Origin of the sequence: Polaribacter glomeratus, assembly GCF_002954665.1 — a bacterium.
In the GTDB taxonomy this organism is placed as follows: domain Bacteria; phylum Bacteroidota; class Bacteroidia; order Flavobacteriales; family Flavobacteriaceae; genus Polaribacter; species Polaribacter glomeratus.
Map to the genome: position 1 here is coordinate 1,205,005 of NZ_MSCM01000002.1, position 24,676 is coordinate 1,229,680.

Sequence of the window (24,676 nt, forward strand, 5' to 3'; positions counted from 1 at the left end):
AAATGAAGTTTTTAAAATATATTTTACTAATTACCCTTGTTTTAACCTCTTGCAAAACAAAAAAAAATATGATTGATGCCAATGCAATTGCAAAAGAGATTTCTGCAAAAAAAGTAGCAAAAAAACATATTGCAGCTAATTTTGATAAAAAAACGTTGGATGCCAAATTAAAAGTAAATTTTAATAATGGTAAAATTGATCAAAGTTTTTCTGTTAATTTAATGATTGAAAAAGACAAGGTAATTTGGTTAAAAGGTACTAAATTTATTACTGTTTTTAAAGCGAAAATTACACCAACAACTGTAAGTTACTATTCGCCTTTTGCTAAAAATTATTTTGAAGGAGATTTCTCGATGATTAAACAGCTATTGGGTGTAGAAATTAACTTTGAGCAATTACAAAATCTATTTTTAGGACAATCATTACTTAATGTAAAAGAGCAAGATCAAGAATTACAAATTGTAAATAATAGGTATATTTTATCACCAGAAAAACAAGCAGAATTGTTTCATATTTTCTTTACAATTAATCCGTCGCATTTTAAATTAGACGAACAAACTATCGTTAATGTTGATAAAGATTTACGATTAGATGTAAAATATCCTTCATATAATTTAATAGAAAATGTTATTTTTCCATCCGAAGTAAATATCAAAGCAAAAACAGTAGATTCATTTACAGAGATTGATATTATTTATAAATCGGTTGAATTTAATACCAATTTAAAAATGAGTTATGATATTCCTAATAATTACAAACGTTTAGAATTTTAATGAATACTCGTACTTTTTATTTCGTTTTTTTATCAGTTTTTATGATGAATAGTATTGTTTTTAGTCAAACTAGAAACGAGTTAGAAAATCAGCGCATAAAATATAAAACAGTTATTGCACAACTAAATACAATGCTTTTTAATGAAAAGAAAAAAGAAAAAAATGCCTTAGAAGATTTAAGAGATATCAATCTAAAAATTGATGCTAGAAATAAACTTATTGCAACTATTAATTTAGAAGCAAAACTTCTGTCTAGAGAGATTGTAGCAACCCAAAAAAAAATAAATAAACTAAATAAAAAACTTACAGATTTAAAGGCCGATTATGGCGATATGATTTTTAAATCTTACAAAAGTAAATCGCAACAAAGTAGAACGATGTTTTTGCTGTCTTCGCAAAACTTTTATCAAGCTTACAAACGGTTAGAATATATGAAACAATATACTTCTTTTAGAAAAAAACAAGGAGAAGAAATTATTGTTCAAACAACGATTATAAAAGGATTAAAAGATTCTTTATTGGTTCAGAAAAAAGTAAAAGATACTTTAATTTTATCGGAAACAAACGAGAAGGAAGAAATTGAAAAAGATAAAGGCAAGCAAGAAATACTAATTACAGAGATTAAAAGAAAAGAAGGAAAGTATAAAAAAGAATTGCAAAATAACATAAAAGAAGACAAAAGAGTTGCTGCAAAAATTGATAAAATTATAAAGGAAGAAATTGATAGAGCAAATAGATTGGCGCTAGCAAATGCTAAAAAGAATAATGTAGCTGTGCCCATTTCAACTTCCGAAAACGAGTTTATTTTAACGCCAGAAGCAAAAGCTTTAGCAGCCGAATTTGAGCAAAATAAAGGCAGGTTACCTTGGCCAGTTAGAGAGGGTTTAGTGGTTAGGAAGTTTGGAGAACAACCACATCCAACTTTTCCAGGAATATCTATAAACGGTACAGGTTTGCACATTGTTACAAGCAAAGGCAGTAATGCTGAAGCTATTTTTAGTGGCGAGGTTTTAAATATTCTGTTAGGCTCTGGAGGTACTAAAAATGTATTGATAAGACACGGTAATTATATTACATCTTATAATAATCTAGAAAACACATTTGTTAAAAAAGGAGATAGAATTGTAACGGGTCAAAATATAGGTAAAATATTTACAGACAAAGTAACGGAGAAAACAACCTTAGTTTTTGTGCTTTTTAAGAATACAACACGTTTAAATCCTGCTGCTTGGATGTTATCTCGTTAACTGTTTTTTGCTTGTTTTTGATACTATTTTGTAAAGAGTTTAGGCTTTTAAAGATCTAAATATTTTCAAGGTTATTCTTCTTGCTGATAGTATTTGATGTTTTTTTGAAGAATTATAGAATTAGGAACTGTAATAAATTCATTTTTAGCAGTTTTTAGTGTGATAAAAAAAGCACCAATGTCTCTAATTTCGCCACTAATATTATAGTCTTTTTCTAGAATTGTAATTCTGTCACCAATTTTTACAGGATAGTTTACAAATAAAATAAGACCCGCCGTAATGTTTGATAAAATTGACCATTGCGCAAAAAAAGCAATTCCTAGTATGGTTAAAAATGATGAAATGTAAATTAGTAATTGTTTTTCATCAACTCCCCAAATAAAAGCAGTAATCACAATTAAAGTTATGTAAATAAGTATGGTAATTATTTTATTAGTTAAGATAATTCTGGCTTTTTGAAAACCAAATTTTAATTGAATTTTACCAAGCGATTTTGTAATTAATAAGCGCAGTATAAAAGCTAGAATAAAAACAATAAGAGATTCTATAATTTTATATTGATTTAAAAATTCCATTCTTTTTATTATTAGTTAAACAAAGCCTTTAAAGCAGTTGCTTCGTTAGGTTTTAGTTTGCCGGCTAAAATTAAGCTTAATTGTTTACGTCTTAAAGCACCTTCAAAACGTTCTATCTCTAGAGCTGTTTCTGGGTTAATTTGAGGTATTAAAACTGGTTTACCAGTCTCATCGACAGCAACAAAAGTATAAATACCTTCATTTACTTTTGTTCTTTGGCCAGATTGTCTGTCTTCTATCCAAACATCCACATAAATTTCCATTGATGATTTAAACGCTCTAGAAACTTTAGCCTCTATGGTTAATACGCTACCAACAGGCACAGATTTGTTAAAAGCAACATGGTTTACAGAAGCGGTAACTACAATTCTATTAGAATGACGTCTAGCTGCAATACTGCAAGCTCTGTCCATTCTTGCCAATAATTCTCCTCCAAAAAGATTGTCTAAATAATTTGTGTCTCCGGGTAAAACTAAATCAGTTAGAATTGTTAACGATTCTTCAGGTGTTTTTGCTTCCATTTAAAAATTTCTGCAAAGATAGGGATAGCCCTTAAATAATACTTACTATTTTGTCAATAACCAAGCGTCTGCAGAAACAGTTTTTTGTATTTTGTACAAACTATTAATTGCTTCATTTCTATCCGTAAAACTATCAAAAGAAACCTCTGTTAATCCCCATTTATTAACGCCAATAATTTTAGCATTATAGCCTAGTTCTTTTAATTGATTTACTTTTTTCTCTGCATTTTTCGCAACCTGGAAAGCGCCTGCTACAATATGAAAAGGTTTAACAATTTCTATTTCTTTTACAACATTTAATTCTATAGTTGGTAAAGGGTTTGCAATTACAAAAGTTGCAGATTGTATTTTTTTCTCAATTACATTTTCTTGATTTGCTAAAATAGTTTGTTGTTTGTTATGTTGATAAATATTGTTACCAACAAAGCTTAGTGTTAACAAAATAGCAGCAGTGGCAGCATATTTTATAAACGCAGGAATCTCTTTTTTAGCAGTTGTGTGTATAACAGGAATTAAAGGTTTTACTTGTTCTTGATATCTTTTTAGAGATGCAGACTCAATAGCCGATAACCCAAAAGAAGCTGTTAAGTAATTAACGGTTTTATTAGGTTCAAAAATAATTTGGTCTCTTTCATTTAGTGTTAAAACACCAACAGAACCAATTTGTAAAGGTGTGGTTTGTAATTTATTTTTCCATTCAATAACTGCTAAATCTATAGCTTTAGAAGCTTTTTCAAAAGAAATGTTTTCTGATGTAGCAATATAATTAGCCAATAAACCATCATTCTCTTTAAGATGACTATTAAAAGTTATCTGTTTTTTTGGTGGATATATTGTATGAGAATCCTCATCTATTTTTGCGCCAATTTTATTGGTAACAAAACCCCCAAAATTTGGAATAATAATACAATTGTATCTATATAATAAGTCGTTGATGTAGTTGGCTAAATTCATATCTACAAATATAGATTTTTTGGTGTTTTGTAAAACGGATTCTCGTAAATTTTATCAACAATTATTTTATATATTGGTACTCAAATTGTTAAATATTGAAAGAAGAAAAATTACTTGCAATTCTAAGATTGCAAAAAAGTAGAGCTATTGGTGATGTTTTAGCTAAAAAACTTATCGTTAAAGTAGGCGATGTTGAACAAATATTTAAGGAAAAATCAACTAGTTTACTAAATATTAACGGTATAGGTAGCCATACAATAGCGCATTTATTTGATAAGAAAAACATAGAACTTGCAGAACAAGAGCTTGCTTACATCCAAAACAATAAAATTGCCTATTCTTATTTTTTAGAGGATGCGTATCCTAAAAACCTGCTAAATTGTATTGATAGTCCAATATTGTTATTCAAAGATGGAAATATCAATTTAAATAACAATAAAATTATTTCGATAGTTGGTACTAGAAATATGAGTTCTTACGGGCGTGATTTTTGCAATAAATTAATAGAAGATCTTGCAGAATTTAATCCTATAATTGTTAGCGGTTTTGCATATGGTGTTGATATTTGTGCACATAAAGCGGCAGTAAAACATAAGTTGCAAACTATTGCAGTTTTGGCGCACGGCTTTGAACAAATTTATCCAAAAGTGCATAAAAAATATATTAACGAAGTAAATGAAAATGGCGGTTTTTTAACCGAGTTTTGGCACGAAGAAGACCCTTTAAGAGAAAATTTTTTAAAAAGAAACCGCATTGTTGCGGGTATTTCTAAAGCAACAATTGTAATAGAAAGTGCAGAAAAAGGAGGCTCTTTAGTTACCGCAGATATCGCTAACTCATACAATAGAGATGTTTTTGCGCTGCCAGGTAGAGTAACTGACGTGTATAGCAAAGGCTGTAATAATTTAATCAAAAGCAACCAAGCACATTTACTAACATCATCAAAAGATATTATAAAAATGCTCAATTGGGATTTATCAGAAAAACCTAAAAAAGCAATTCAGAAACAATTATTTATCGAGTTAAATGCAGGTGAACAAATTATTTATGACTACCTCTTAAAAGAAGGGAAACAATTATTAGATGTTATTGCTATAGATTGTAATATTCCGCTGTTTCAGTTGTCATCAACTTTATTACAAATGGAGTTAAAAGGAATTATAAATCCTTTACCAGGTAAAATGTTCGAAATAATCTAAACAGATTCATTACTTTTGATAAAATTCAATAAAGAAAATGGCAGTAGATAAAAAATTGATGTCCAAGAAAAAGCCCACATTTCCAGTAAATGAGATGCTTCATGATTATTTAGAGAAATACAATAGAAATATTAAAAGCTCTCTTTATTATGATGATTTATTGCGTTTTCAAGGCTCAGTTACTGTCTATGACAAGAATGACGAAGACACACTTTGGGTACGAACCTATTATTCTCAATACGATAGAGAAGAAATTGACCGAAGTTTAAAAGAAATTTATGCAAGACTCCATTCCGATGGTAATGTTGAGAGCATTCCGTTTTTAAACGTAGATGCAATTGACTACTGTACATTCGGTAATTCAAAACCATTTAGAATAAAAATTAGAAATATATTAAATGATAATTTTACATATTTCTATGTAAAAAAAGCAGATGCATCGCGTATTTACGGTTTAGAATTAGAGCATATTTTATCGCCGCACAACATGAACTTTTTAGTGTATAAAGACACCCTAATAGAAGAACATATTGCAGGGATTCCTGGCGACGATTTTATTAGAGATATTTTACCAAAATGTACAGAACTAGAAAAAGCTCAAATTGCCAAAGAGTTTGTAAAATTTAAAGAACGTTGTCTAATACGTTTGCTGGGCGATATGCGTTCTTACAATTATGTAATTACACCAACGCACGATTTTGACCATATTATTTATAAAATTAGAGCCATAGATTTCGATCAGCAATCTTTTGAAGGAAACTTAAAAGTTTACAACTTACAGTTTATGAAAGAGAACTTTAAGATGATAGAAATGGTGGGTAAAAAATTACAAAACGATTCTATTAGACAGTATAAAATAGAAGAACGCTCTTTTATGGCAAAAAGAATGTTAACCGCACCAAGAAGAACTACCCGTTTAATAAAATGTATGAAAGCAGACACCATTTCTTTTCCAGAAAATGTGGCGCTTCTAAAAAAACAACTTGTAAAATATGTTGGTGATGTTAAGTTTAAAGACTGCCAAAATATGGGCGAAATTCTAGAAACTATTTTAGCTTTTGTTAAACGTAATTATTTAAATATCAGTAATAAAGATTTGTTTTAGTGGCTAATTTTTTTATTACAGAATCAGAAATTGTAATTTTAAAACAATTATTTTTTGAAGCTATTTCCTGCTTTTTACTATATCTTTTTTATGAAAAATAAAAAAGGATGCCGTTTCAATCAGGGCTATACTTGTTTGCCAGCTTATAGTTATTTCTAAAATAAATATTTTTTTAATGCTTTTGATAGTACATTTTTTGTCCTTCAATAAAATTTCGAAAAGAATTTAAATTTACTTTTTACTTCGAATACTCTCAATAACAACAGTCAACAAAATTAAAGAACCACCAATATACGTGTTAAAACTAGGTATTTCATTTACAAAAAAGTAAGCCATTACAATTCCGAATATTGGCTGAATGCTTCCTATAATACTTGCGGTTGTCACAGAAAAATGTTTTAAAGAATTTACCATCATAGTGTGGCCAATTGCAGTAGTTAACAGTGCAACTAATACTAAAAGAGGCAACTGACTTTCAAAATTCGAGAAATCGCTAAAAAATAAAACCGGAATTAATAACACAGAAACAATGATCATTTGATACAACATTAACATGCTGCCGTTGTAATTTTTTACATGTTTTTTTATCGTAAGATTTCTAAAAGAATAACAAAAAGCAGATAAAATCCCGAATAAAATTCCTTTTAACTGGTCGTTTTCTAAAGATAAATCGGGCACAAGAATGTACACACCAATTAAGACCAAGGCAGCAAGAAAAACATGAATCGGGTTTAACTTTTGCTTTGAGAAAAAAGGTTCTAGTAGCGCTGTAATTACAGGGAAAGTAAATAAAGAAAGCATTCCTAAAGCCACGTTCGATAATTTTAAAGCAATAAAATAAGTAATCCAATGTGCGCCCATAAAAAAGCTGCTGATTACAAATGAGTAAAAATCTTTTTTAGATTTTATTTTTAAATCGACCTTTTTAATTTTGCAAAAAATATAAATAAAAACAGTTGCAAAACTTGCTCTACACAAAATTATAACTTCTGCGGGCAATGCAATGTATTTTCCTAAAACGCCAGATGTACTTATAAAAAGTGTTGCTAAAAGTAAAAGGGATAAATTTTTATTATGTGAGTTCTCCATTAAATTTTATTTCTTTTTTTTCGTACAAGAAAAGCAATAATCATGTAAATAAATCCAGGAATTCCAATCCAAACAATTTCACTGCGAATAACTTGAACACCTCGTTCACTAAAAAACCGTAAAATACCAATTGGTGAAACTTTTATAGGTGTAAAAGGGAAAAAATAACGAGTATTGTCAAAGGGAGAAAAAAAGGCTACTCCATATCCACCATTTGTTAAAGCGTCTAAAACTGAGTGTGAAGCTACACTTAAAAAGAAAAATAATAGTAAGAAAAACCCTTTTTTACTAAAAAATTGTTTTCTATAAAAAATAGCGGTCACTAAAATACTAAACAATAATGCAAAAAGAAACGAATGAGAAAAGCCTCGATGTCCCCAAAAACTATTGTAAGGAATGCCAAACTGAAACCCAATAACATCTGCATCCGGTATTATTGCACAAACAATTGCAATTAAAATTAATTTCCAAGTTCGCTGGTTTCTAGAAAAACTTTTTCCTAAAGCCATAGCGATAAATGCATGCCCAAATAATGAAGCCATTTTATATTTTTTTCAATATTGATAAAGCTATTTTTACAGTATCAATCTTAATAAAAGTAATTAATAAACGCAATCCGTTTTTAGTTTCTTTCTCTTTCATTACGCAGCTTTTACCATTTTGCTGCACATATTTTAACATTCTTGAAAATGCTTCTGTATGGTAAAATTCACTTTGTTGATTGGCAACAAAATAACCCATCATTCTTTTTTGTTTTAGAATAACTTTCTCTAAACCAAGTTCTTTTGCCAACCATTTTATTCTAACGGAATCTAATAAATCTTCAACCTGTTTAGGGATTTTCCCAAATCGATCTATAATTTCAGTCTCAAAAACTAGTAATTCTTCTTCTGTTTCTAAATTGGATAATTTGCTGTACAAACTCAATCTTTCTGTAATTGAATTCACATAATTATCAGGAAATAAGATTTCGAAATCAGTATCGATAGTTACCTCTTTTACGTATTCTTTTGGTTTTAAAGTATCTGTTGGGTACAGCTCTTTAAACTCATTTTCTTTTAGTTCTTCAATAGCTTCTTGCAATATTTTTTGATACGTATCAAACCCAATGTCATTTATAAAGCCACTTTGTTCGCCCCCTAATAAATCTCCTGCACCACGAATTTCTAAATCCTTCATGGCAATGTTTATTCCGCTTCCTAAATCAGAAAATAGAACCAATGCTTCGATACGTTTTCTTGCATCATCCGTCATCATATGAAAAGCCGGAGTTATAAAATAACAGAACGCCTTCTTGTTAGAACGACCAACTCTACCACGCATTTGGTGTAAATCAGACAATCCAAAATTATTCGCATTGTTTATGAAAATGGTGTTTGCATTTGGTACATCCAAACCGCTTTCTACGATTGTTGTAGAAACCAAAACATCAAATTCATTATTCATAAAACCAAGCATTAAACCCTCTAGTTTTTTGCCTTCCATTTGTCCGTGCCCAATACCAACTTTTGCGGAAGGGACTAGTCGCTGAATTAAACCAGCAACTTCCTTTATGTTTTCTATTCTGTTGTGAATAAAGAAAACCTGTCCGCCTCTAGAAATTTCATAAGAAATAGCATCACGAATTGTTTCTTCAGAAAAACGAATTACATTACTTTCTATTGGATGTCTGTTTGGTGGCGGCGTTTTTATAACGGATAAGTCTCTTGCAGCCATTAAACTAAATTGTAACGTTCTAGGAATCGGAGTTGCTGTTAACGTTAATGTATCAACATTTTCTTTTAATGTTTTTAATTTATCTTTTACAGCAACACCAAATTTTTGCTCTTCGTCAATGATTAACAATCCTAAATCTTTAAACTGTAATTTTTTATTGGTAAGTTGATGTGTCCCAATAATAATATCTACACTTCCGTCATTTACACCATTAATTGCCTCCGATTTTTGTTTTGCAGTTCTAAAACGGTTTAAATAATCAATTTTGATTGGAAAATCTTTTAAACGTTCTGTAAATGTTTTATAATGTTGAAAGGCTAAAATTGTTGTAGGCACTAAAATTGCTACTTGTTTACCATTATCAACAGCCTTAAAAGCAGCTCTTACGGCAACTTCTGTTTTACCAAAACCAACATCGCCACAAACCAATCGATCCATAGGTTGTTCTTTTTCCATATCATTTTTCACATCCTGCGTAGCGGTAAATTGATCTGGGGTATCTTCATACATGAAACTACCTTCTAGTTCGTGCTGAATATGAGTATCTGGACCAAAAGCAAACCCTTTTTCAAGTTTTCGTTTGGCGTATAACTGAATTAAATTAAACGCAATATGCTTGACTCTCGCTTTTGTTTTTTGTTTAATTTTTTTCCAAGCACCAGAACCTAATTTGTATATTTTAGGCGCTTTACCATCTTTTCCATTAAATTTAGAAATTTTGTGAAGCGAATGAATACTTACATATAAAATGTCTCTTTCGCCATAAACCAACTTAATGGCTTCTTGCTTTTTGCCTTGCACATCAATTTTTTGTAAACCACCGAATTTTCCAATTCCGTGATCCATGTGTGTAACATAATCGCCAATTTCAAGTTTGTTTAATTCTTGTAAAGTGATGGCTTGCTTTTTTGCGTAGCCATTTTTTAATCGGAATTTATGATAGCGTTCAAAGATCTCATGATCTGTGTAACAAACTAATTTTTGCTCAATATCTACAAAACCTTGGTATAAAGGAAAAACGAGTGTTTCGTAATGAACTTCTTGTTCTGCGTCATCAAAAATATCATGAAAACGTTTTGCTTGTTGATCGTTTGCGCAGAAAATATAATTGGTAAAACCTGCTTTGTGATGCTCATTTAAATCATCAATCAATAAATTAAATTGTTTGCTAAATGGCGGTTGAGGTTTTGTTTTAAAAGCAATTTCTAATTTTTCATCAGATTTAGATCCTTCAAAATTTACCAAAGAAAAATGCTGTAATTGATTTTTGATGAAATTACCATCACAAAATAATTCTTCTGGTTTTGCGTGTTTAATTTCTTTGGATATTTCTGCAAAAGCTTCTTCTGCTTTTGTGTAAAATTTATCTAGTTTTCCGGAGATTAAATCGATGTTTTTTGCAAAAATAACAGTTTCTGATGAGATGTATTTTAGAAAACTTTCTCTGCTTTCTTGTAAAGTTTTATTCTCTACATTTGGCATGATAGAGATTTTTTTGAGTTTCTCTTTAGACAGTTGTGTTTCTACATCAAAAGTTCTAATACTATCTATTTCATCGCCAAAAAATTCTACTCTGTAAGGTTCGTCATTAGAAAAAGAAAATACATCAATAATTCCTCCTCTTACAGAGAAATCGCCGGGTTCTGTTACAAAATCTACACGCGTAAATTTGTATTCGAACAAAATTTCGTTTACAAAATCAAGCGATAAATTCTCGCCAACAGCAACTTTTAAAGTATTTTTTTCAAGTTCTTTTTTGGTAACTACTTTTTCAAATAATGCAGTAGGATAGGTAACAATGATGGCAGGTTTTTTACGGGAATTAATTCTGTTTAAAACTTCTGAACGTAAAAGAACGTTTGCATTGTCTGTTTCTTCTATTTGATAAGGTCTTCTGTAAGATCCTGGGTAAAAAAGCACATTTTTTTCTCCCAATAATTGTTCTAAATCATTTAAATAATAGGCAGCTTCTTCTTTATCATTAAATATTAAAAGATAAGGTTTTTCTGATTTTTTAAAAGCTTCAGAAATTACAAAAGACAATGAAGACCCAACCAAATTCGTTATTTGAAAATGGTTTCTGTCTTGTTGAAGTGCTTTAATTAACTGCGAAACATTCGCAGATTTTTGGTATTTATTTACAATGTTCTGGGTACTCAACGTAAAATATTTTATGCAAATGTACTATGTAATTGCATAAAAAGCCAAATTGAACTTTATTTTATTAAAGAATACAATATATTTGTTTGTTAGGAAGTTATCTCATTAACAAAACCCCATAAAAATGAAATTAAAATTTTCACTGGTTTTTTTGCTTTTTTTTGTGTCTACTTTGGTTACGAAAGCACAAAACGATACAAATAAATGGACTTTTGGAGTAAGTGCAGCTTCTGCTTTGTATTTTGAGCAAGATAAAAAAGCAATCGGTGGTGCCTTTATAAATCAAACGCCAAGACTTACTATCTCTAGATATCTTTTTAATAATTTAACGATGGTTGGCTCTTATGCTACTTCCGCTTTAGATACTCAAAAATATACCACATTAGATGGTTCTTTGCGATACGATTTTGGCGCTTCTTACGACAATGTTGTGCCTTATGTTATGCTAGGAGGAAGTCTTATAACTGCTCAACAGCTTACACCTACATTAAATTTTGGAGTTGGTAATACATTTTGGTTTTTACCTAGTTATGGTGTTAACTTTCAATTGATGTATCGATTTTCGGAAACTAGATTTACCACTCAGTTTTCTCATTTTTATTCATCAATTGGGTTGGTTTATAGTTTTAAGCCAAGAAATATGAATATGAGATTGTGGGATAGAAAACACTAAATTTTAGCGGTTTAATTTCAAATATTTTTTTAAAATAGCATTCATTTTATCACTGTTGATGTACCCATTTACTTGTACATCAATTTCAAAACCTGAATTTAAAATTGTTGTTGTTGGATAATTTATTTTTCCATCAATCGAGGCTAATTCTTTTGCCAATTCATGTATTCCCGTTTTAGTTCCAGAAGGTTTGTAAACAAAGGTTTTTCCTATAAAATTGATGTTGCTTTTATGCTCTCCGTTTAAATAAATAAGATAAAATTCATCATTTAAAAGTCGAATTATTTCCTGATTTTTAAATGTTGTTTTCTTCATCCCAAAACAAATTTTACACCAATCTGTGTAAAGAAAAATAAGTATCGGTTTTGGTTTTTGTTGCTGTAACTTTTCAACTTCCTCAAAACTAAGAATTTTTAAAACTTCTTTTTCTGTATTTATTTGCGCACAGATTGTAAAACATCCGAAGAAAATAAAAAGAAAAATAATTTTTTTTGTAAAATTCATAATTGGTACAGTAGTATTTAAAAAAGAGTATAACGAACTCCGGCAAAAGCTCTTATTCCTTGGTTAGATGCGTATACGTAACTCGGGTCAAAAGCATCACTAAAAGGCATATCTGCATTATTGATACTATTTGCTGCGGGCGTAAAATTTAATAGGTTTTTAACGCCACCATAAACTTCCCAACTGTTGCTAAATTTCTTGCTTAATTGAATATTTTGAATGCTAAACCAAGGAGAATATTCATCTCTTGGATCATTTTCACCTAATAAAGGCAAACGCATTGGACCGTATAGGTTTCCTGTGTAATCTAGTGTAAAATCACTATTAAATTTATAAGAAATAGACCAAACTCCGCTAAAACTTTCGGTTAGTAATTGTGTTCTTTTCACCTCATTTTCGGTTACAGAAACTTCCATTAAAGTGGCCCCGGCGTTTATCGCTAATCCGTTTGTGAATAGAAAATCTGCATTTAAAGAAATTCCTTGCGAAACAGAAAATCCTTCTAAATTAGCATAGATAATTTTATTAGGATCGGTTTCGTAATCAGGTAAGATTCTATTATTGAAGTAGGTATAAAAAGCACTTGCATCTAAAGTGATAAAAGAATTTTCTGTATTTATTTTCTTCACATAATTAACGTTTACATTCCAAGATGTTTCAGGATTTAATTCCCCGTCAAACTCTACGGTTCTTGCGCCTGTTAAAGCAGCATGATCTTCTGTAAAAACATTAGCAACTCTAAATCCGTTACCAGCACTCAGTCTTACAATATTAGATTTATCCTTAGAATTCCATTTATAATTTATTCTTGGCGAAAAGATATTTCCATGCACACTATTGTGATCCCATCGTACGCCTAAAAGTATTTTTTTTCGATCGGTCAAACTTACTTCATCTTGTACAAAAACGCCTGGTAAATGAATTATTGAAGGGCTGTTTTCAATACCATTTTCATTTAAAGTAGCAAAAGTATTATCATCATAAAAAGTATAACGATAGGCTGCACCTAATAATAAATCATGTTTTTCGCCTAACTGTTTGTTGTAAACTAACTGACCAAAACCAATTAACTGTTCTGCATCATACGAAGTTTCTCCATAAAAAGAATCTTGATAATGCCCATTTGCACTAAATTGAAAACTTAAATTTTCTGTAGTTGGCAATTCGTAGGTTCCAAAAGTTTCCCATCGGTTTGTGTAGATACTTTCTCCATAAATTTGGTTTCCTCCTCTAAACTCTCTTTCCCAATCCATTTCTCCTCCCCAACGATCTTCATATACATAACGTCCTGCTATGGTAAAAACTTTATTACTTTTTCTAGCGATATTTACTTTATTAAAGATTGATATTCTATTTTGTAACGTCATATCGGTAAAATTGTCATTATTGTTATCAATTCTATTTTGATAATTGAAATAATTAACACCTAATAAACCTTGCACCTTTTCTGATGCATTATAACGCAAACCAACATCTAAATTTACTTCTCCCCAAGAACTTACAAATGTATCTGTAGATAATAATGGTGCATTTGTAGGTTTTTTAGTGATAACATTTATAATACCACCAACTGCTTCCGAACCGTATAAAGTAGAAGCTGGTCCTTTCACAATTTCTACTCTTTCTATCAATGCTTGCGGAATTCCCGTTAACCCATAAACTGTAGAAAGGCCGCTTACAATAGGCATTCCGTCAATTAAAACAAAGGTGTAAGGTCCTTCTAAACCATTAATATGAATGTCTCCTGTGTTGCAAACACTACAATTTAATTGCGGACGAACCCCGTTCACATTTTGTAAAGACTCGAAGATAGAAGGCGTCGGATTTTTTCTAAAAAAAGTTTCGCTATAGACTTCTACAGGAACAGGGCTATTTGTTTTTGATACTGGCCTTAAAGTTCCAGAAATTACTATTTCATCCAAAGAATTGTCTTCGGATAAAGAAAAATTTCTAGTTAACTTTTGATTCGTATCAATAGTTATTTTTATTGATTTTGTTTGATAGCCAATGCTGCTAATTATAAGAGTGTAATTTCCTTTAGGAATGTTTTTTAGATTGTATAAACCGTTTTCATCAGAAGAAACACCAAATTTAGTTTTCTTTAAATAAATATTTACATAGGGTAAAGCCTCAGAATCACTAGAAATTTTTCCAGAAATAGAACTATTTTGAGAAAAAACAGCAACTGAACTTAGGAATAGTATGAATAAAATGAATTTTTTTAGTTTCATTGAGTATTTATTTTATGCAAATATAAAATAATTTTTAGTCTTGACTAAATATTGTTTTAATTAAATCAAAATATTGTATCTTTGTGGTATAATTAAAGAAATGTTTAGTCAATCAGAAGAAAATTATTTAAAAGCAATTTATCATTTAGAAATAGTTTCTAGTAAAGGGGTTACTACAAATGCTATTGCAAAAAAACTAGAAACCAAGGCTTCTTCTGTAACGGATATGGTTCAGAAATTATCAGAAAAAGAACTAATCATTTATAAAAAATACCAAGGTGTTACTTTAACTGTATTCGGTAAAAAAACCGCCGCAAACATTGTGCGAAAGCACCGATTGTGGGAAGTTTTTTTAGTGGAAAAATTAAATTTCTCTTGGGATGAAGTACATGATGTGGCAGAACAATTAGAGCATATAAAATCTCAGAAATTGATTCAAGAATTAGATTCTTTTTTAGGTTTTCCAACGCATGATCCGCATGGCGATCCAATTCCCGACGATAAAGGAAATTTAAAGACGATAGAAAAAAGCTTACTTTCTACTTTAGCTAAAAATGAAAGCGGAATTTGTGTTGGTGTCATTGATTCATCATCAGAATTTTTGCAATTTTTAGATAAAAAAGGAATCACTTTAGGAAAACAAATTACAGTGTTAGAAAAAGAAGATTTTGATGATTCGGTATCTATTCTAATTAATGATAAAAAGTTATCAATATCACAAAAAATTGCTACTAATTTATTTGTTAAGAAACGATGAATTCATACAATCCAATAATTTATCTTTCAGTATTCTTTGTTCTAGTAGTGTTACTAGTGCTTGTTTTTAATACTAGAAATGGGGTTTATTTCACTTATTTAAAGACGAAAAATGCAACAAAAAAAACAGCTGTTGAAGATATTTTAAAATTATTATATCACAATGATAGATTTACAGAAGCTGATATTATTGAGCAATTGGAATATTCTCACGGGTTAATTGAAAGTTGCTTGTTAAAAATGCTCTCAAAACAATTAATAGCCAAAGAGTCTCATTTTGTTCAATTAACGGATGAAGGGGAAGAATATGCATTAAGAATTATACGAGCGCACAGATTATGGGAAAAATATTTATCAGAAAAAACAGGTTTTCATAAAAAAGAATGGCACGATAGGGCAGAACAAAAAGAACACGAATTATCTGATGAAGAGCTAGATCAATTAGCAAAATTATTAGGCAATCCAAAATTTGATCCACATGGAGATCCAATTCCTACAAAATCGGGAAAAATTGTTCAAAAAAAAGGAACCGATTTGTCACGGCTACCCGTTCATAGTATCGGAAAAATAATTCATATCGAAGATGAGCCAGCTGCTATTTATAAAGAGATATTAGCGCAAAAAATACATTTACATTCTCAAATAAAAGTTATTGAAAGCAATGAGCAAATTGTTGTATTTGAGGCGGAAGGAGTTGTATTTAAATTAACACCAGTAGTCGCAAAAAATATTACAGTTCAAGAATTAGATCCAGAAAATATTCTAGATGTAAATAATAGTCGCTTGTCTAATTTAAAGATAAATGAAACTGCAACAATTATCGGAATTTCTAAAGAAAGCCGAGGAGAAAACAGGCGTAGATTGCTAGATTTAGGTTTTGTAAAAGGAGCAGAGGTGCGTATAAATTTAGTAAATCCGTTAAACGACCCAACTGCATTTTTAATAAAAGGAACTTCGATAGCATTAAGAAAAGATCAATCAGAAAAAATTTTAATCACTAAAAATATCGGCAATGAAAACAACACCTAAATCGGCTTGCGAAACCTGTGCTCATCATAGTTTAGAAAACGTGAAAAAATTAGGAGTCGATATTACAAATGTGGATTTTGTGATTGCGTTGGCAGGAAATCCGAATACTGGAAAAAGCACTGTTTTTAACGCTTTAACAGGTTTAAGACAGCATACTGGCAATTGGCCAGGAAAAACAGTTACGCGTGCCGAAGGAGCTTTTGAATATCAGCAGAAAAAATTTAAGCTCATCGATTTGCCGGGAACCTATTCTTTAATGTCTCGATCGGAAGATGAAGAAGTAGCCAGAAACTTTATCCTTTTTGGAAAACCAAACGTAACTATAATCGTTGTGGATGCGAGTAGATTAGAGCGAAACTTAAATTTAACCTTGCAAATTTTAGAAATTACATCGAATGCAGTTTTGTGTTTAAATTTAATGGATGAAGCTCAAAAAAATAACATCCAAATAGATACTAGAAGTTTATCTAAAGAACTTGGTATTCCAGTGGTAGCAACAAGTGCGCGATCTAAAGAAGGAATTCCGGAGTTAATTGCCACAATTAGTGATGTTGCTTTGGGTAAAATTATCTGTAAACCACATAAAATTAAAAATATTCCGCCGCAATTAGAGCAAGCGATTAAGAAATTAAGCACCGCTATTCAAAATCAATATCCAACAGTCTCTAACAGCCGATGGTTAGCTTTTCGGGTTTTAGAGGGAGATACACATATTATTGAGGCTTTAAAAACGGGCGATTTTAGCTAATAAAAATGAAAGAACTAGAAGAATTTGATAAAATTATTGCCTTATCTAATGAATTGCGCTGGCAAATTGGAGATGATTTTCATGATGATCTTACAGAAGCTATTTATGCAGACGCGGCTAAAATTGTAAAGAAAACCGTGGTACAAAATTCGCAAAAGGGCACTTTAGGCATTGATGCAAAAATAGACAACATCGTAACGAGTAAGATTTGGGGTTTTCCATTAATGCTATTTTTACTTGGTTTCGTTCTTTGGTTAACTATAATTGGTGCAAATTATCCATCGGCAATGTTGTCAAGTTTATTGTTAGATATTGTACATCCATTTTTAAAAGAAAGTACTGCTGCTATTGGCTTTCCTTGGTGGTTGTCTGGGTTTTTAGTTGATGGTGTTTATTTAGCGGTTGCCTGGGTAATTGCAGTAATGTTGCCACCAATGGCAATATTTTTTCCATTATTTACATTGTTAGAAGATTTTGGATATTTACCAAGAGTTGCTTTTAACATGGATTCACTTTTTAAAAAATCTGGAGCTCACGGTAAGCAAGCATTAACAATGAGTATGGGTTTTGGGTGCAATGCTGCAGGCGTTGTTGCCACACGTATAATCGACAGCCCAAGAGAACGATTAATTGCTATTATTACTAATAATTTTTCTTTGTGTAACGGTCGTTGGCCAACGCAAATATTATTAGCAACTATCTTTATTGGTGCTGTTGTTCCAGAATCGTATTCAAGTATAGCGTCTTTAGCTGCAGTTGTTGGAATCGCTGTTTTAGGTATCTTTTTTATGTTTTTCTTTTCATGGGCTTTGTCAAAAACAGTTTTAAAAGGAGAGGTATCTACCTTTAATTTAGAACTGCCGCCTTATAGAACTCCGGTTTTTTGGAAAACAATTTATACCTCATTAATTGATAGAACTTTAATCGTTTTATGGCGTGCAATTGTATTTGCTGCACCTGCAGGAGCCGTTATTTGGCTTATATGTAACATTACTTTAGGTGATGAAAGCATCGCAGCATATTTAGTGCATTCTATGGATGGATTTGGATTTATTCTAGGTTTAAACGGGGTTATTTTATTGGCTTATATTGTTGCAATTCCGGCAAATGAAATTGTAATTCCTACAATATTAATGTTAACGGTAATGGTAACAGGCATTTCTGCAGGTTCTGGCTCTGGCGTAATGTTTGAGTTAGATTCGGTTTCCGCAACTGCGGATATTTTAAAAGCTGGCGGATGGACGCTCTTAACAGCTATAAATGTGATGTTGTTTAGTTTGTTGCACAACCCTTGTAGCACAACAATTTATACCATTTATCAAGAAACAAAAAGCTTAAAATGGACCGTTGTGGCATCTATTTTACCTGTAATTGCAGGATTTATAGTTACTTTTTTAGTGGCACAAATTTGGAGAATTATTTTTTAAAAGATATAAAATAACTGTAAAAGCCAAACAAATGTTGTTTGGCTTTTTGTATTTTGCAGTAAAAATAAAATTGTGCAAAAACCAGCAACTTTCGAAGTTTACAATGCTTCTGCCGGAAGTGGAAAAACATTTACACTTGTAAAAGAATACTTAAAAGTTTTATTGAATTCTGAGGATATTTTTACGTTTCAGAAAGTATTGGCAATTACGTTTACCAACAAAGCTGCTGGTGAAATGAAAGACCGCGTACTTTCTAATTTAGAAGATTTTGCAGACGGAAAAGAAAATGATTTACTTAAAATTATTCAGCAAGAAATTACAATTGATAAAGCTACAATTCAAGCTCGTAGTAAAAAGATTTTAGAAGTAATTCTGCAAAATTATTCGGCTTTTTCAATTACTACGATTGATAGTTTTACGCATAAAATCATTAAAAGTTTTGCGTACGATTTAGGCTTGCCGCTTAATTTTGAAGTTGAAATGGATGCAATTTCTCTTTTAAATGAAGCCGTAGATGTGTTAATTTCTAAAATAGGAACCGATAAAAAACTCACAAAATTATTAATAGATTATTCTTTAGATAAAACAGATGATGATAAATCTTGGGATATTTCTAGAGATTTAAATGAATTTGCAAAAGTACTTTTAAATGAAGATGACATTAAGCATTTTAGAGTTTTAGCGGATAAACAATTAGAAGATTTTACGAACTTAAAATCGAAACTTTTTACACATCAAAAAGAATTAAAAGAAGCGTTAAAAAACATTGGAGTAGAATGTTTAGAGTTAATTGAAAACCATGGTTTAGAGCATAAAGATTTTATGCGCGGAACGATTCCTAAATTCTTTTCAGATTTGAGTGTAGTTTCTGTGAAAATCGATTTTCTAAAACGAGGAGAAACTATCGAAAAGGCGATTGAAAATAATCAATACTATTCAAAATCAACATCAGAAGTAATCGCTTCATCCATAGAAAATGTTGTTCCAGAAATCATCAATTTATATAAAAAAGCAAAAGATATTTTTAGTCAGTTTTTAATGAATAAATTGGCGTTAAAGAATATTATTCCGTTAGCGGTTTTAAACAATATCAACCTAGAATTAGAGCAAATTAAGGAGGAGAATAATATCAGATTAAATGCAGAATTTAATCAACTAATTTCTGATAATATAAAAGAACAACCTGCGCCCTTTATTTATGAAAGAATTGGGCAGCGTTTTCAGCATTATTTTATTGACGAAATGCAAGATACTTCGGTGTTGCAATGGCAAAATTTAATTCCCTTAATTGATAATACATTAGCGCAAGAAAACGGTAATTTACTGTTGGTTGGCGATGGTAAACAAGCAATTTACAGATGGCGAGGCGGAAAAGCAGAACAGTTCATTGCCCTAGGTACTGATGCTAAAAACCCTTTTCACATTCCAAAAGAAATAAAGAATTTAGAAACTAATTTTAGAAGCTATTCTGAGGTTATTAATTTTAATAATTCGTTCTTTCAGCATACTTCAAATTTTCTTCAAAATGAATCCTATAAAAACCTTTTTTTAGAAGGAAATAAACAATTTGAAAACAGTAAAAAAGGCGGATTTGTCTCCCTTACTTTTTTAGATAAAGAAGAGGATAAGGATGCAAACAAAGTAAAATATCCGAAGAAAGTTTTAGAGAAAATTAATCAGATAAAAGATCGTTTTTCTTTAAATGAAATTTGTGTTTTAACACGTACGAAAAAAGACGGAGTAGCAGTTGCCAATTATTTATCAGAAAATGGCGTTGACATTATTTCATCAGAAACATTACTGATACAAAACAGTGTAAAAGTTTGCTTTATTATTGATGTTTTAAAAGTTTTACAAAACCCAAATGACGAAGAAACACGTTTTGAAATGCTGTATTTTTTACATCAACATTTACAGGTAGAAAAGCCAAAACATGTTTTCTTTAAAGAGTTTGCAAAATCTGATAATGTAACTATTTTAGAATCCTTAAAAAATTACGGCGTTTCTTTTGAGATTTCAACGTTTCATCAACTGCCTTTTTACGAGAAAATAGAAGAAATTATTAGAGGTTTTAACTTGGTAAATTCTTCGGATGCGTATGTGCAATTTTTCTTAGATGTGGTTTTAGAGCAGCAAAGAAAGTCTACAGATATTGGTGCGTTTTTAGAGTTTTGGGAAATCAAAAAAGAAAAATTAAGTATTGTTGCGCCAGAAAGTGCAAATGCGGTTCAGATTATGACGATTCATAAATCGAAAGGATTAGAGTTTCCTGTGGTTATTTTTCCTTGTGATGTAGATGTTTACAGGCAAATAAATCCGAAAGTTTGGTTGGATGAATTGCCAGAAAATTATGACAATTTCAAAGAATTATTGGTCGATTTTAGTAAAAGTCTAAGCGAAGTAAATAGCAGAGGTTTAGAAATCTATAATCAGCAAAGAGAAGAGTTAGAATTAGATAACTTTAATTTATTATATGTTGCTTTAACAAGAGCTGTAGAGCAGTTGCATGTAATTACAGAAAAGAAAATATCTGCAAAAGGAGAAGAAAATACTAATTTTTATTCAGGTGTTTTTATCAATTATTTAAGTAAGAATAACCGTTGGGATGAGGATGTTTTAGAATATTCGTTTGGTAATGAGATGCGAGTTAGTGCAAGAAAGCAAGAAATTTCACAAACGGAAGTGCATCAGAAATTTATTTCTACTCCGTGGCAAGAACATAATGTAGTTTTGTTAGCAAGTGCTTCAAAATTATGGGATACAACCCAAGGAGAAGCTATTAATTTCGGAAACTTATTTCATGAAATGTTGGCGAAGATAAGTGCTAAAAATGATGTTGATAAAGTTGTTGAGCAATATCAACAGCAAGGATTTATTGATAAAGCGCAATCTTTAATTATAAGAAAGACAATAAATGCGGTTGTAACGCATCCAAAATTAGAAAACTATTTTTCAAAAGATGTCATTATATATAATGAGAGAGAAATTGTAGATGTGGATAATCAAGTTATAATTCCGGATAGATTAGTTTTTACTGATAATAAGGAAGTTGTAATTATCGATTATAAGACAGGGAATCCATCAAAAGAACATCATCAGCAGTTATTAAAATACGAAAGAGTTTTAAAATCGATGAATTTTAAAATTAATAAAAAGATATTAATTTATATGAATGATGAAATTGATGTTGTTGAAGTATAGTCAGAAAAAATAAACTTTGTAACTTTGTACTTCTTAAATCAATAATAAATGTACGGTAAAATTAAGGATACTTTAAATAAAGAAATTCAAGAACTAAAAGACGCAGGTTTATATAAGTCAGAAAGAATTATCACGTCTGCACAAGATGCGGTGATTAAAATTTCTACTGGCCAAGAAGTAATTAACTTTTGTGCAAATAATTATTTAGGCCTATCAAATCATCCAGCAGTAATTCAGGCAGCAAAAGATACAATGGATACACATGGTTTTGGTGTCTCGTCTGTTCGTTTTATTTGTGGTACTCAAGATATTCATAAAAAGTTAGAGCAAAAGATTGCTAGTTTTTATAGAACGGAAGACACTATATTATACGCAGCAGCGTTCGATGCAAATGGTGGTGTTTTTGAACCTTTATTATCTAATGAAGACGCCATAATTTCTGACAGTTTAAATCACGCTTCTATTATAGACGGTGTTCGTTTGTGTAAAGCGGCTCGTTATCGTTACAATAATAATGACATGAGTTCCTTAGAAGAACAGTTAATTGAAGCCAATAAACAAAATCATCGTTTTAAGATTATCGTTACTGATGGTGTTTTTTCTATGGATGGTATTGTTGCGAAGTTAGATGAGATTTGTGATTTAGCAGATAAATATGACGCTATGGTGATGGTTGATGAATGTCACGCAACCGGTTTTATTGGTAAAACAGGTCGTGGTACAGTAGAGCTTAAAAACGTAATGGATCGAGTTGATATTGTTACCGGAACTTTAGGAAAAGCTTTAGGTGGCGCGATGGGTGGTTATACAACAGGTAAAAAAGAAATTATTGAAATTTTACGCCAACGCTCAAGACCTTATTTATTCTCGAATTCTTTGGCGCCGGCAATTGTTGGAGCCTCTTTAAAGGTGTTTGATTTAATTTCTGACGACACTACTTTACGAGATAAACTAGAATGGAATACAAATTATTTTAGGACAGAAATGGAAAAAGCCGGTTTTGATTTAGTTGGGGCAGATGCAGCCATTGTTCCTGTGATGTTGTATGATGCAAAGCTTTCACAAACCATGGCTAATAAGTTGTTAGATGAAGGTATTTATGTAATAGGTTTCTTTTTTCCAGTAGTTCCTAAAGAAAAAGCTAGAATTAGAGTACAATTATCAGCTGCTCATACAAAAGAACATTTAGACAAAGCTATTGCGGCTTTTAAAAAGATAGGAAAAGAATTGAAAGTTATTTAGAATTAATAAAAACTTGTAGTTTTATGAATATTTTGTATGTTTGTCTTTGTTAATAACTTTTAAGAACTTACTTTTGCACATAATAATAATGAACTTTTAATTTAAAAAATTTGATAATGAAACAATTAAAAATAGCTGTGATAGCTTTGTTTACTCTTGCTTTAACTAGCAATGTAAATGCACAAGATGCAAACAATCCCTGGGCTGTGGGCTTTGGGGCTAATATTGTAGACTTCTACAATGGTTCTGATTTTGGAGATCAAATGAAGGATTTACTTGGTAATAAAGATTGGAATTTTCTACCAACTATTTCTAGAATAACTGCTGAAAAATACCTAGACAAAGGGTTTTCTTTACAATTAGCGGGTTCTTTAAACAAGATTACACATCTTAGAGTAGAGGATGATTCAGATTTTCTTTACTATTCTTTAGGAGCTATCGTAAAATATGATATAAATAATTTAATAGGAGACACTAAATGGTTTGATCCTTTCGTTTATCTAGGTGGAGATTTTGTGTCGGTTGATTCAAATTCAGAAGGAATGTTAAATATTGGTGTTGGATTTAATACTTGGTTTAGTGAGAATTTAGGTTTAAATTTTCAAACAGGTACTAAAAAAGGTTTTTCTGATCAAGTTAGAGCTCATTACCAAACTTCTTTAGGTTTAGTTATTAAATTTGGAGGAAAAGATACTGATGGTGACGGAGTTTATGACAAAGACGATGCTTGTCCTGAAGTTGCAGGTTTAGTTGAATTTAATGGTTGTCCTGATGCTGATGGCGACGGAATCAAAGATTCTGACGATGCTTGTCCTAATGTTGCTGGTTTAGCAGCTATGAACGGTTGTCCTGATGCTGACGGTGATGGTGTTGCAGACAAAGATGATATGTGTCCTAATGAAAAAGGAACAAAAGCAAATAAAGGTTGTCCAGATACTGATGGTGATGGTGTAGTTGATAAAGATGATAAATGTCCTAATGTTGCAGGACCATCTGCAAATAACGGATGCCCTTGGCCAGATACTGACGGTGACGGTGTTTTAGATAAAGACGATAAATGTGTAGATGAAGCTGGACCAGCTTCTAACAATGGATGTCCTGAAGATGCAATGTCTGCAAGTCAAATGGAAGCTTTATCTCAATATTCTATTTTATTCGCAACAGATAGAGCTAACGTTACTAAAGTAGCAGCAGCAAAATTAGATAAAGTGTATGATTTAATTAGCCCTGTTGAAAACGTAATTTTTGTAGTAGAAGGATATGCTGATAACGTAGGTGCTGATAAATATAATCAATACTTATCTGAAAGAAGAGCAGAATCTGTTAAAGCTTATTTAGTTAAAAAAGGTTTTGATGCTAGTAGATTAGAAGTTGCAGGTTTTGGAGAAAACAATCCAGCAGAAAATAATAACACTGCAGCAGGAAGAAGTAAAAACAGAAGAGTAGTTATTAAATTATCTGATAAATAATTAAAACTTACTTATAATTATATAAAACTCTGCTCAATTTGAGCAGAGTTTTATTGT

The 24,676-nt window shown here is 30.9% G+C and carries 18 protein-coding genes and 1 pseudogene; 11 read left to right on the top strand and 8 right to left on the bottom strand.

What is annotated here, in order from left to right; translation table 11 throughout:
• Positions 1 to 2 precede the first annotated feature (2 nt).
• Together BTO16_RS15325 and BTO16_RS15330 are read left to right on the top strand one after the other, a co-directional pair.
• Positions 3 to 773, top strand: a complete 771-nt coding sequence (locus tag BTO16_RS15325) for a DUF4292 domain-containing protein (RefSeq protein WP_105022520.1) — start codon at positions 3 to 5, stop codon at positions 771 to 773.
• Positions 773 to 2,020 carry a murein hydrolase activator EnvC family protein gene (locus BTO16_RS15330; protein ID WP_245892130.1) on the top strand — a complete coding sequence of 416 codons (1,248 nt, stop codon included), beginning with the start codon at positions 773 to 775 and terminating at the stop codon, positions 2,018 to 2,020. Before BTO16_RS15325 ends, BTO16_RS15330 begins: the two co-directional genes overlap by 1 nt.
• Positions 2,021 to 2,091: 71 nt before the next feature.
• Here the strand turns inward: BTO16_RS15330 and BTO16_RS15335 are convergent, their stop codons facing one another.
• From BTO16_RS15335 to BTO16_RS15345, 3 genes are read right to left on the bottom strand one after another with little or no spacing between them, the layout of a single operon-like run.
• Positions 2,092 to 2,595 carry a mechanosensitive ion channel domain-containing protein gene (locus BTO16_RS15335; protein WP_105022522.1) on the bottom strand — a complete coding sequence of 168 codons (504 nt, stop codon included), beginning with the start codon at positions 2,593 to 2,595 and terminating at the stop codon, positions 2,092 to 2,094.
• A gap of 11 nt (positions 2,596 to 2,606) precedes the next feature.
• Entirely contained in the window at positions 2,607 to 3,116 is a 510-nt protein-coding gene (locus BTO16_RS15340) for an acyl-CoA thioesterase (protein WP_105022523.1), read from the bottom strand.
• A 45-nt stretch (positions 3,117 to 3,161) separates the two neighbouring features.
• Complete coding sequence (locus tag BTO16_RS15345) at positions 3,162 to 4,070, bottom strand: HU domain-containing protein (RefSeq protein ID WP_105022524.1); 909 nt, start codon at positions 4,068 to 4,070, stop codon at positions 3,162 to 3,164.
• A 95-nt stretch (positions 4,071 to 4,165) separates the two neighbouring features.
• Between BTO16_RS15345 and dprA the strand changes: the two genes are divergently transcribed.
• Complete coding sequence (gene dprA, locus BTO16_RS15350) at positions 4,166 to 5,269, top strand: DNA-processing protein DprA (protein ID WP_105022525.1); 1,104 nt, start codon at positions 4,166 to 4,168, stop codon at positions 5,267 to 5,269.
• A gap of 37 nt (positions 5,270 to 5,306) precedes the next feature.
• The gene (locus tag BTO16_RS15355) at positions 5,307 to 6,374 is read left to right on the top strand and encodes a hypothetical protein (RefSeq protein ID WP_105022526.1); all 1,068 of its coding nucleotides are present in this window, start codon (positions 5,307 to 5,309) and stop codon (positions 6,372 to 6,374) included.
• Positions 6,375 to 6,605: 231 nt separating this feature from the next.
• Here BTO16_RS15355 and BTO16_RS15360 read toward each other — a convergent pair whose 3' ends face one another.
• The 3 genes from BTO16_RS15360 to mfd are packed head-to-tail and all read right to left on the bottom strand — an operon-like array spanning position 6,606 to position 11,339.
• Positions 6,606 to 7,463: a DMT family transporter gene (locus tag BTO16_RS15360; protein ID WP_105022527.1), complete on the bottom strand. Its 858-nt coding sequence runs from the start codon at positions 7,461 to 7,463 to the stop codon at positions 6,606 to 6,608.
• Positions 7,463 to 8,005: a metal-dependent hydrolase gene (locus BTO16_RS15365; RefSeq protein WP_105022528.1), complete on the bottom strand. Its 543-nt coding sequence runs from the start codon at positions 8,003 to 8,005 to the stop codon at positions 7,463 to 7,465. The genes BTO16_RS15360 and BTO16_RS15365 overlap by 1 nt, the downstream gene beginning before the upstream one ends.
• 1 nt (position 8,006) lies before the next feature.
• Entirely contained in the window at positions 8,007 to 11,339 is a 3,333-nt protein-coding gene (mfd, locus tag BTO16_RS15370; protein ID WP_105022529.1) for a transcription-repair coupling factor, read from the bottom strand.
• A gap of 124 nt (positions 11,340 to 11,463) precedes the next feature.
• Here mfd and BTO16_RS15375 point away from each other — a divergent pair, with 124 nt between their 5' ends.
• The gene (locus BTO16_RS15375; RefSeq protein ID WP_105022530.1) at positions 11,464 to 12,012 is read left to right on the top strand and encodes a hypothetical protein; all 549 of its coding nucleotides are present in this window, start codon (positions 11,464 to 11,466) and stop codon (positions 12,010 to 12,012) included.
• Between the two features lie 3 nt (positions 12,013 to 12,015).
• On the opposite strand, the gene BTO16_RS15380 is transcribed toward BTO16_RS15375, so the two are convergent.
• Together BTO16_RS15380 and BTO16_RS15385 are read right to left on the bottom strand one after the other, a co-directional pair.
• Positions 12,016 to 12,516 (bottom strand): thioredoxin family protein, encoded by a 501-nt coding sequence (locus BTO16_RS15380; RefSeq protein WP_105022531.1) that lies wholly within the window; start codon positions 12,514 to 12,516, stop codon positions 12,016 to 12,018.
• 17 nt (positions 12,517 to 12,533) lie between these two features.
• Positions 12,534 to 14,747 (bottom strand): TonB-dependent receptor, encoded by a 2,214-nt coding sequence (locus tag BTO16_RS15385; RefSeq protein ID WP_105022532.1) that lies wholly within the window; start codon positions 14,745 to 14,747, stop codon positions 12,534 to 12,536.
• A gap of 100 nt (positions 14,748 to 14,847) precedes the next feature.
• Here BTO16_RS15385 and BTO16_RS15390 point away from each other — a divergent pair, with 100 nt between their 5' ends.
• The 6 genes and pseudogenes from BTO16_RS15390 (at position 14,848) to BTO16_RS15420 (ending at position 24,619) form a co-directional block, all read left to right on the top strand.
• Complete coding sequence (locus tag BTO16_RS15390; RefSeq protein WP_105022533.1) at positions 14,848 to 15,504, top strand: metal-dependent transcriptional regulator; 657 nt, start codon at positions 14,848 to 14,850, stop codon at positions 15,502 to 15,504.
• Entirely contained in the window at positions 15,501 to 16,532 is a 1,032-nt protein-coding gene (locus BTO16_RS15395; protein WP_105022534.1) for a metal-dependent transcriptional regulator, read from the top strand. The genes BTO16_RS15390 and BTO16_RS15395 overlap by 4 nt, the downstream gene beginning before the upstream one ends.
• Positions 16,516 to 18,707, top strand: a pseudogene (gene feoB, locus BTO16_RS17750) (ferrous iron transport protein B). The gene BTO16_RS15395 and the pseudogene feoB overlap by 17 nt, the downstream one beginning before the upstream one ends.
• Before the next feature lie 72 nt (positions 18,708 to 18,779).
• Positions 18,780 to 21,908, top strand: coding sequence for a UvrD-helicase domain-containing protein (locus BTO16_RS15410; protein ID WP_105022537.1), 3,129 nt, complete (start codon positions 18,780 to 18,782; stop codon positions 21,906 to 21,908).
• Between the two features lie 48 nt (positions 21,909 to 21,956).
• Positions 21,957 to 23,150 carry a glycine C-acetyltransferase gene (gene kbl, locus BTO16_RS15415; RefSeq protein WP_105022538.1) on the top strand — a complete coding sequence of 398 codons (1,194 nt, stop codon included), beginning with the start codon at positions 21,957 to 21,959 and terminating at the stop codon, positions 23,148 to 23,150.
• Between the two features lie 116 nt (positions 23,151 to 23,266).
• Positions 23,267 to 24,619, top strand: coding sequence for an OmpA family protein (locus BTO16_RS15420; protein WP_105022539.1), 1,353 nt, complete (start codon positions 23,267 to 23,269; stop codon positions 24,617 to 24,619).
• The last annotated feature ends 57 nt before the right edge of the window (positions 24,620 to 24,676 follow it).

Excerpts from the sequence above, each read along its gene's own strand:
- BTO16_RS15325 (WP_105022520.1), top strand. The coding sequence starts at position 3 with ATGAAGTTTTTAAAATATATTTTACTAATTACCCTTGTTTTAACCTCT.
- BTO16_RS15330 (WP_245892130.1), top strand. The coding sequence starts at position 773 with ATGAATACTCGTACTTTTTATTTCGTTTTTTTATCAGTTTTTATGATG.
- BTO16_RS15335 (WP_105022522.1), bottom strand. The coding sequence starts at position 2,595 with ATGGAATTTTTAAATCAATATAAAATTATAGAATCTCTTATTGTTTTT.
- BTO16_RS15340 (WP_105022523.1), bottom strand. The coding sequence starts at position 3,116 with ATGGAAGCAAAAACACCTGAAGAATCGTTAACAATTCTAACTGATTTA.
- BTO16_RS15345 (WP_105022524.1), bottom strand. The coding sequence starts at position 4,070 with ATGAATTTAGCCAACTACATCAACGACTTATTATATAGATACAATTGT.
- BTO16_RS15355 (WP_105022526.1), top strand. The coding sequence starts at position 5,307 with ATGGCAGTAGATAAAAAATTGATGTCCAAGAAAAAGCCCACATTTCCA.
- BTO16_RS15360 (WP_105022527.1), bottom strand. The coding sequence starts at position 7,463 with ATGGAGAACTCACATAATAAAAATTTATCCCTTTTACTTTTAGCAACA.
- BTO16_RS15365 (WP_105022528.1), bottom strand. The coding sequence starts at position 8,005 with ATGGCTTCATTATTTGGGCATGCATTTATCGCTATGGCTTTAGGAAAA.
- BTO16_RS15375 (WP_105022530.1), top strand. The coding sequence starts at position 11,464 with ATGAAATTAAAATTTTCACTGGTTTTTTTGCTTTTTTTTGTGTCTACT.
- BTO16_RS15380 (WP_105022531.1), bottom strand. The coding sequence starts at position 12,516 with ATGAATTTTACAAAAAAAATTATTTTTCTTTTTATTTTCTTCGGATGT.
- BTO16_RS15385 (WP_105022532.1), bottom strand. The coding sequence starts at position 14,747 with ATGAAACTAAAAAAATTCATTTTATTCATACTATTCCTAAGTTCAGTT.
- BTO16_RS15390 (WP_105022533.1), top strand. The coding sequence starts at position 14,848 with ATGTTTAGTCAATCAGAAGAAAATTATTTAAAAGCAATTTATCATTTA.
- BTO16_RS15395 (WP_105022534.1), top strand. The coding sequence starts at position 15,501 with ATGAATTCATACAATCCAATAATTTATCTTTCAGTATTCTTTGTTCTA.
- kbl (WP_105022538.1), top strand. The coding sequence starts at position 21,957 with ATGTACGGTAAAATTAAGGATACTTTAAATAAAGAAATTCAAGAACTA.
- BTO16_RS15420 (WP_105022539.1), top strand. The coding sequence starts at position 23,267 with ATGAAACAATTAAAAATAGCTGTGATAGCTTTGTTTACTCTTGCTTTA.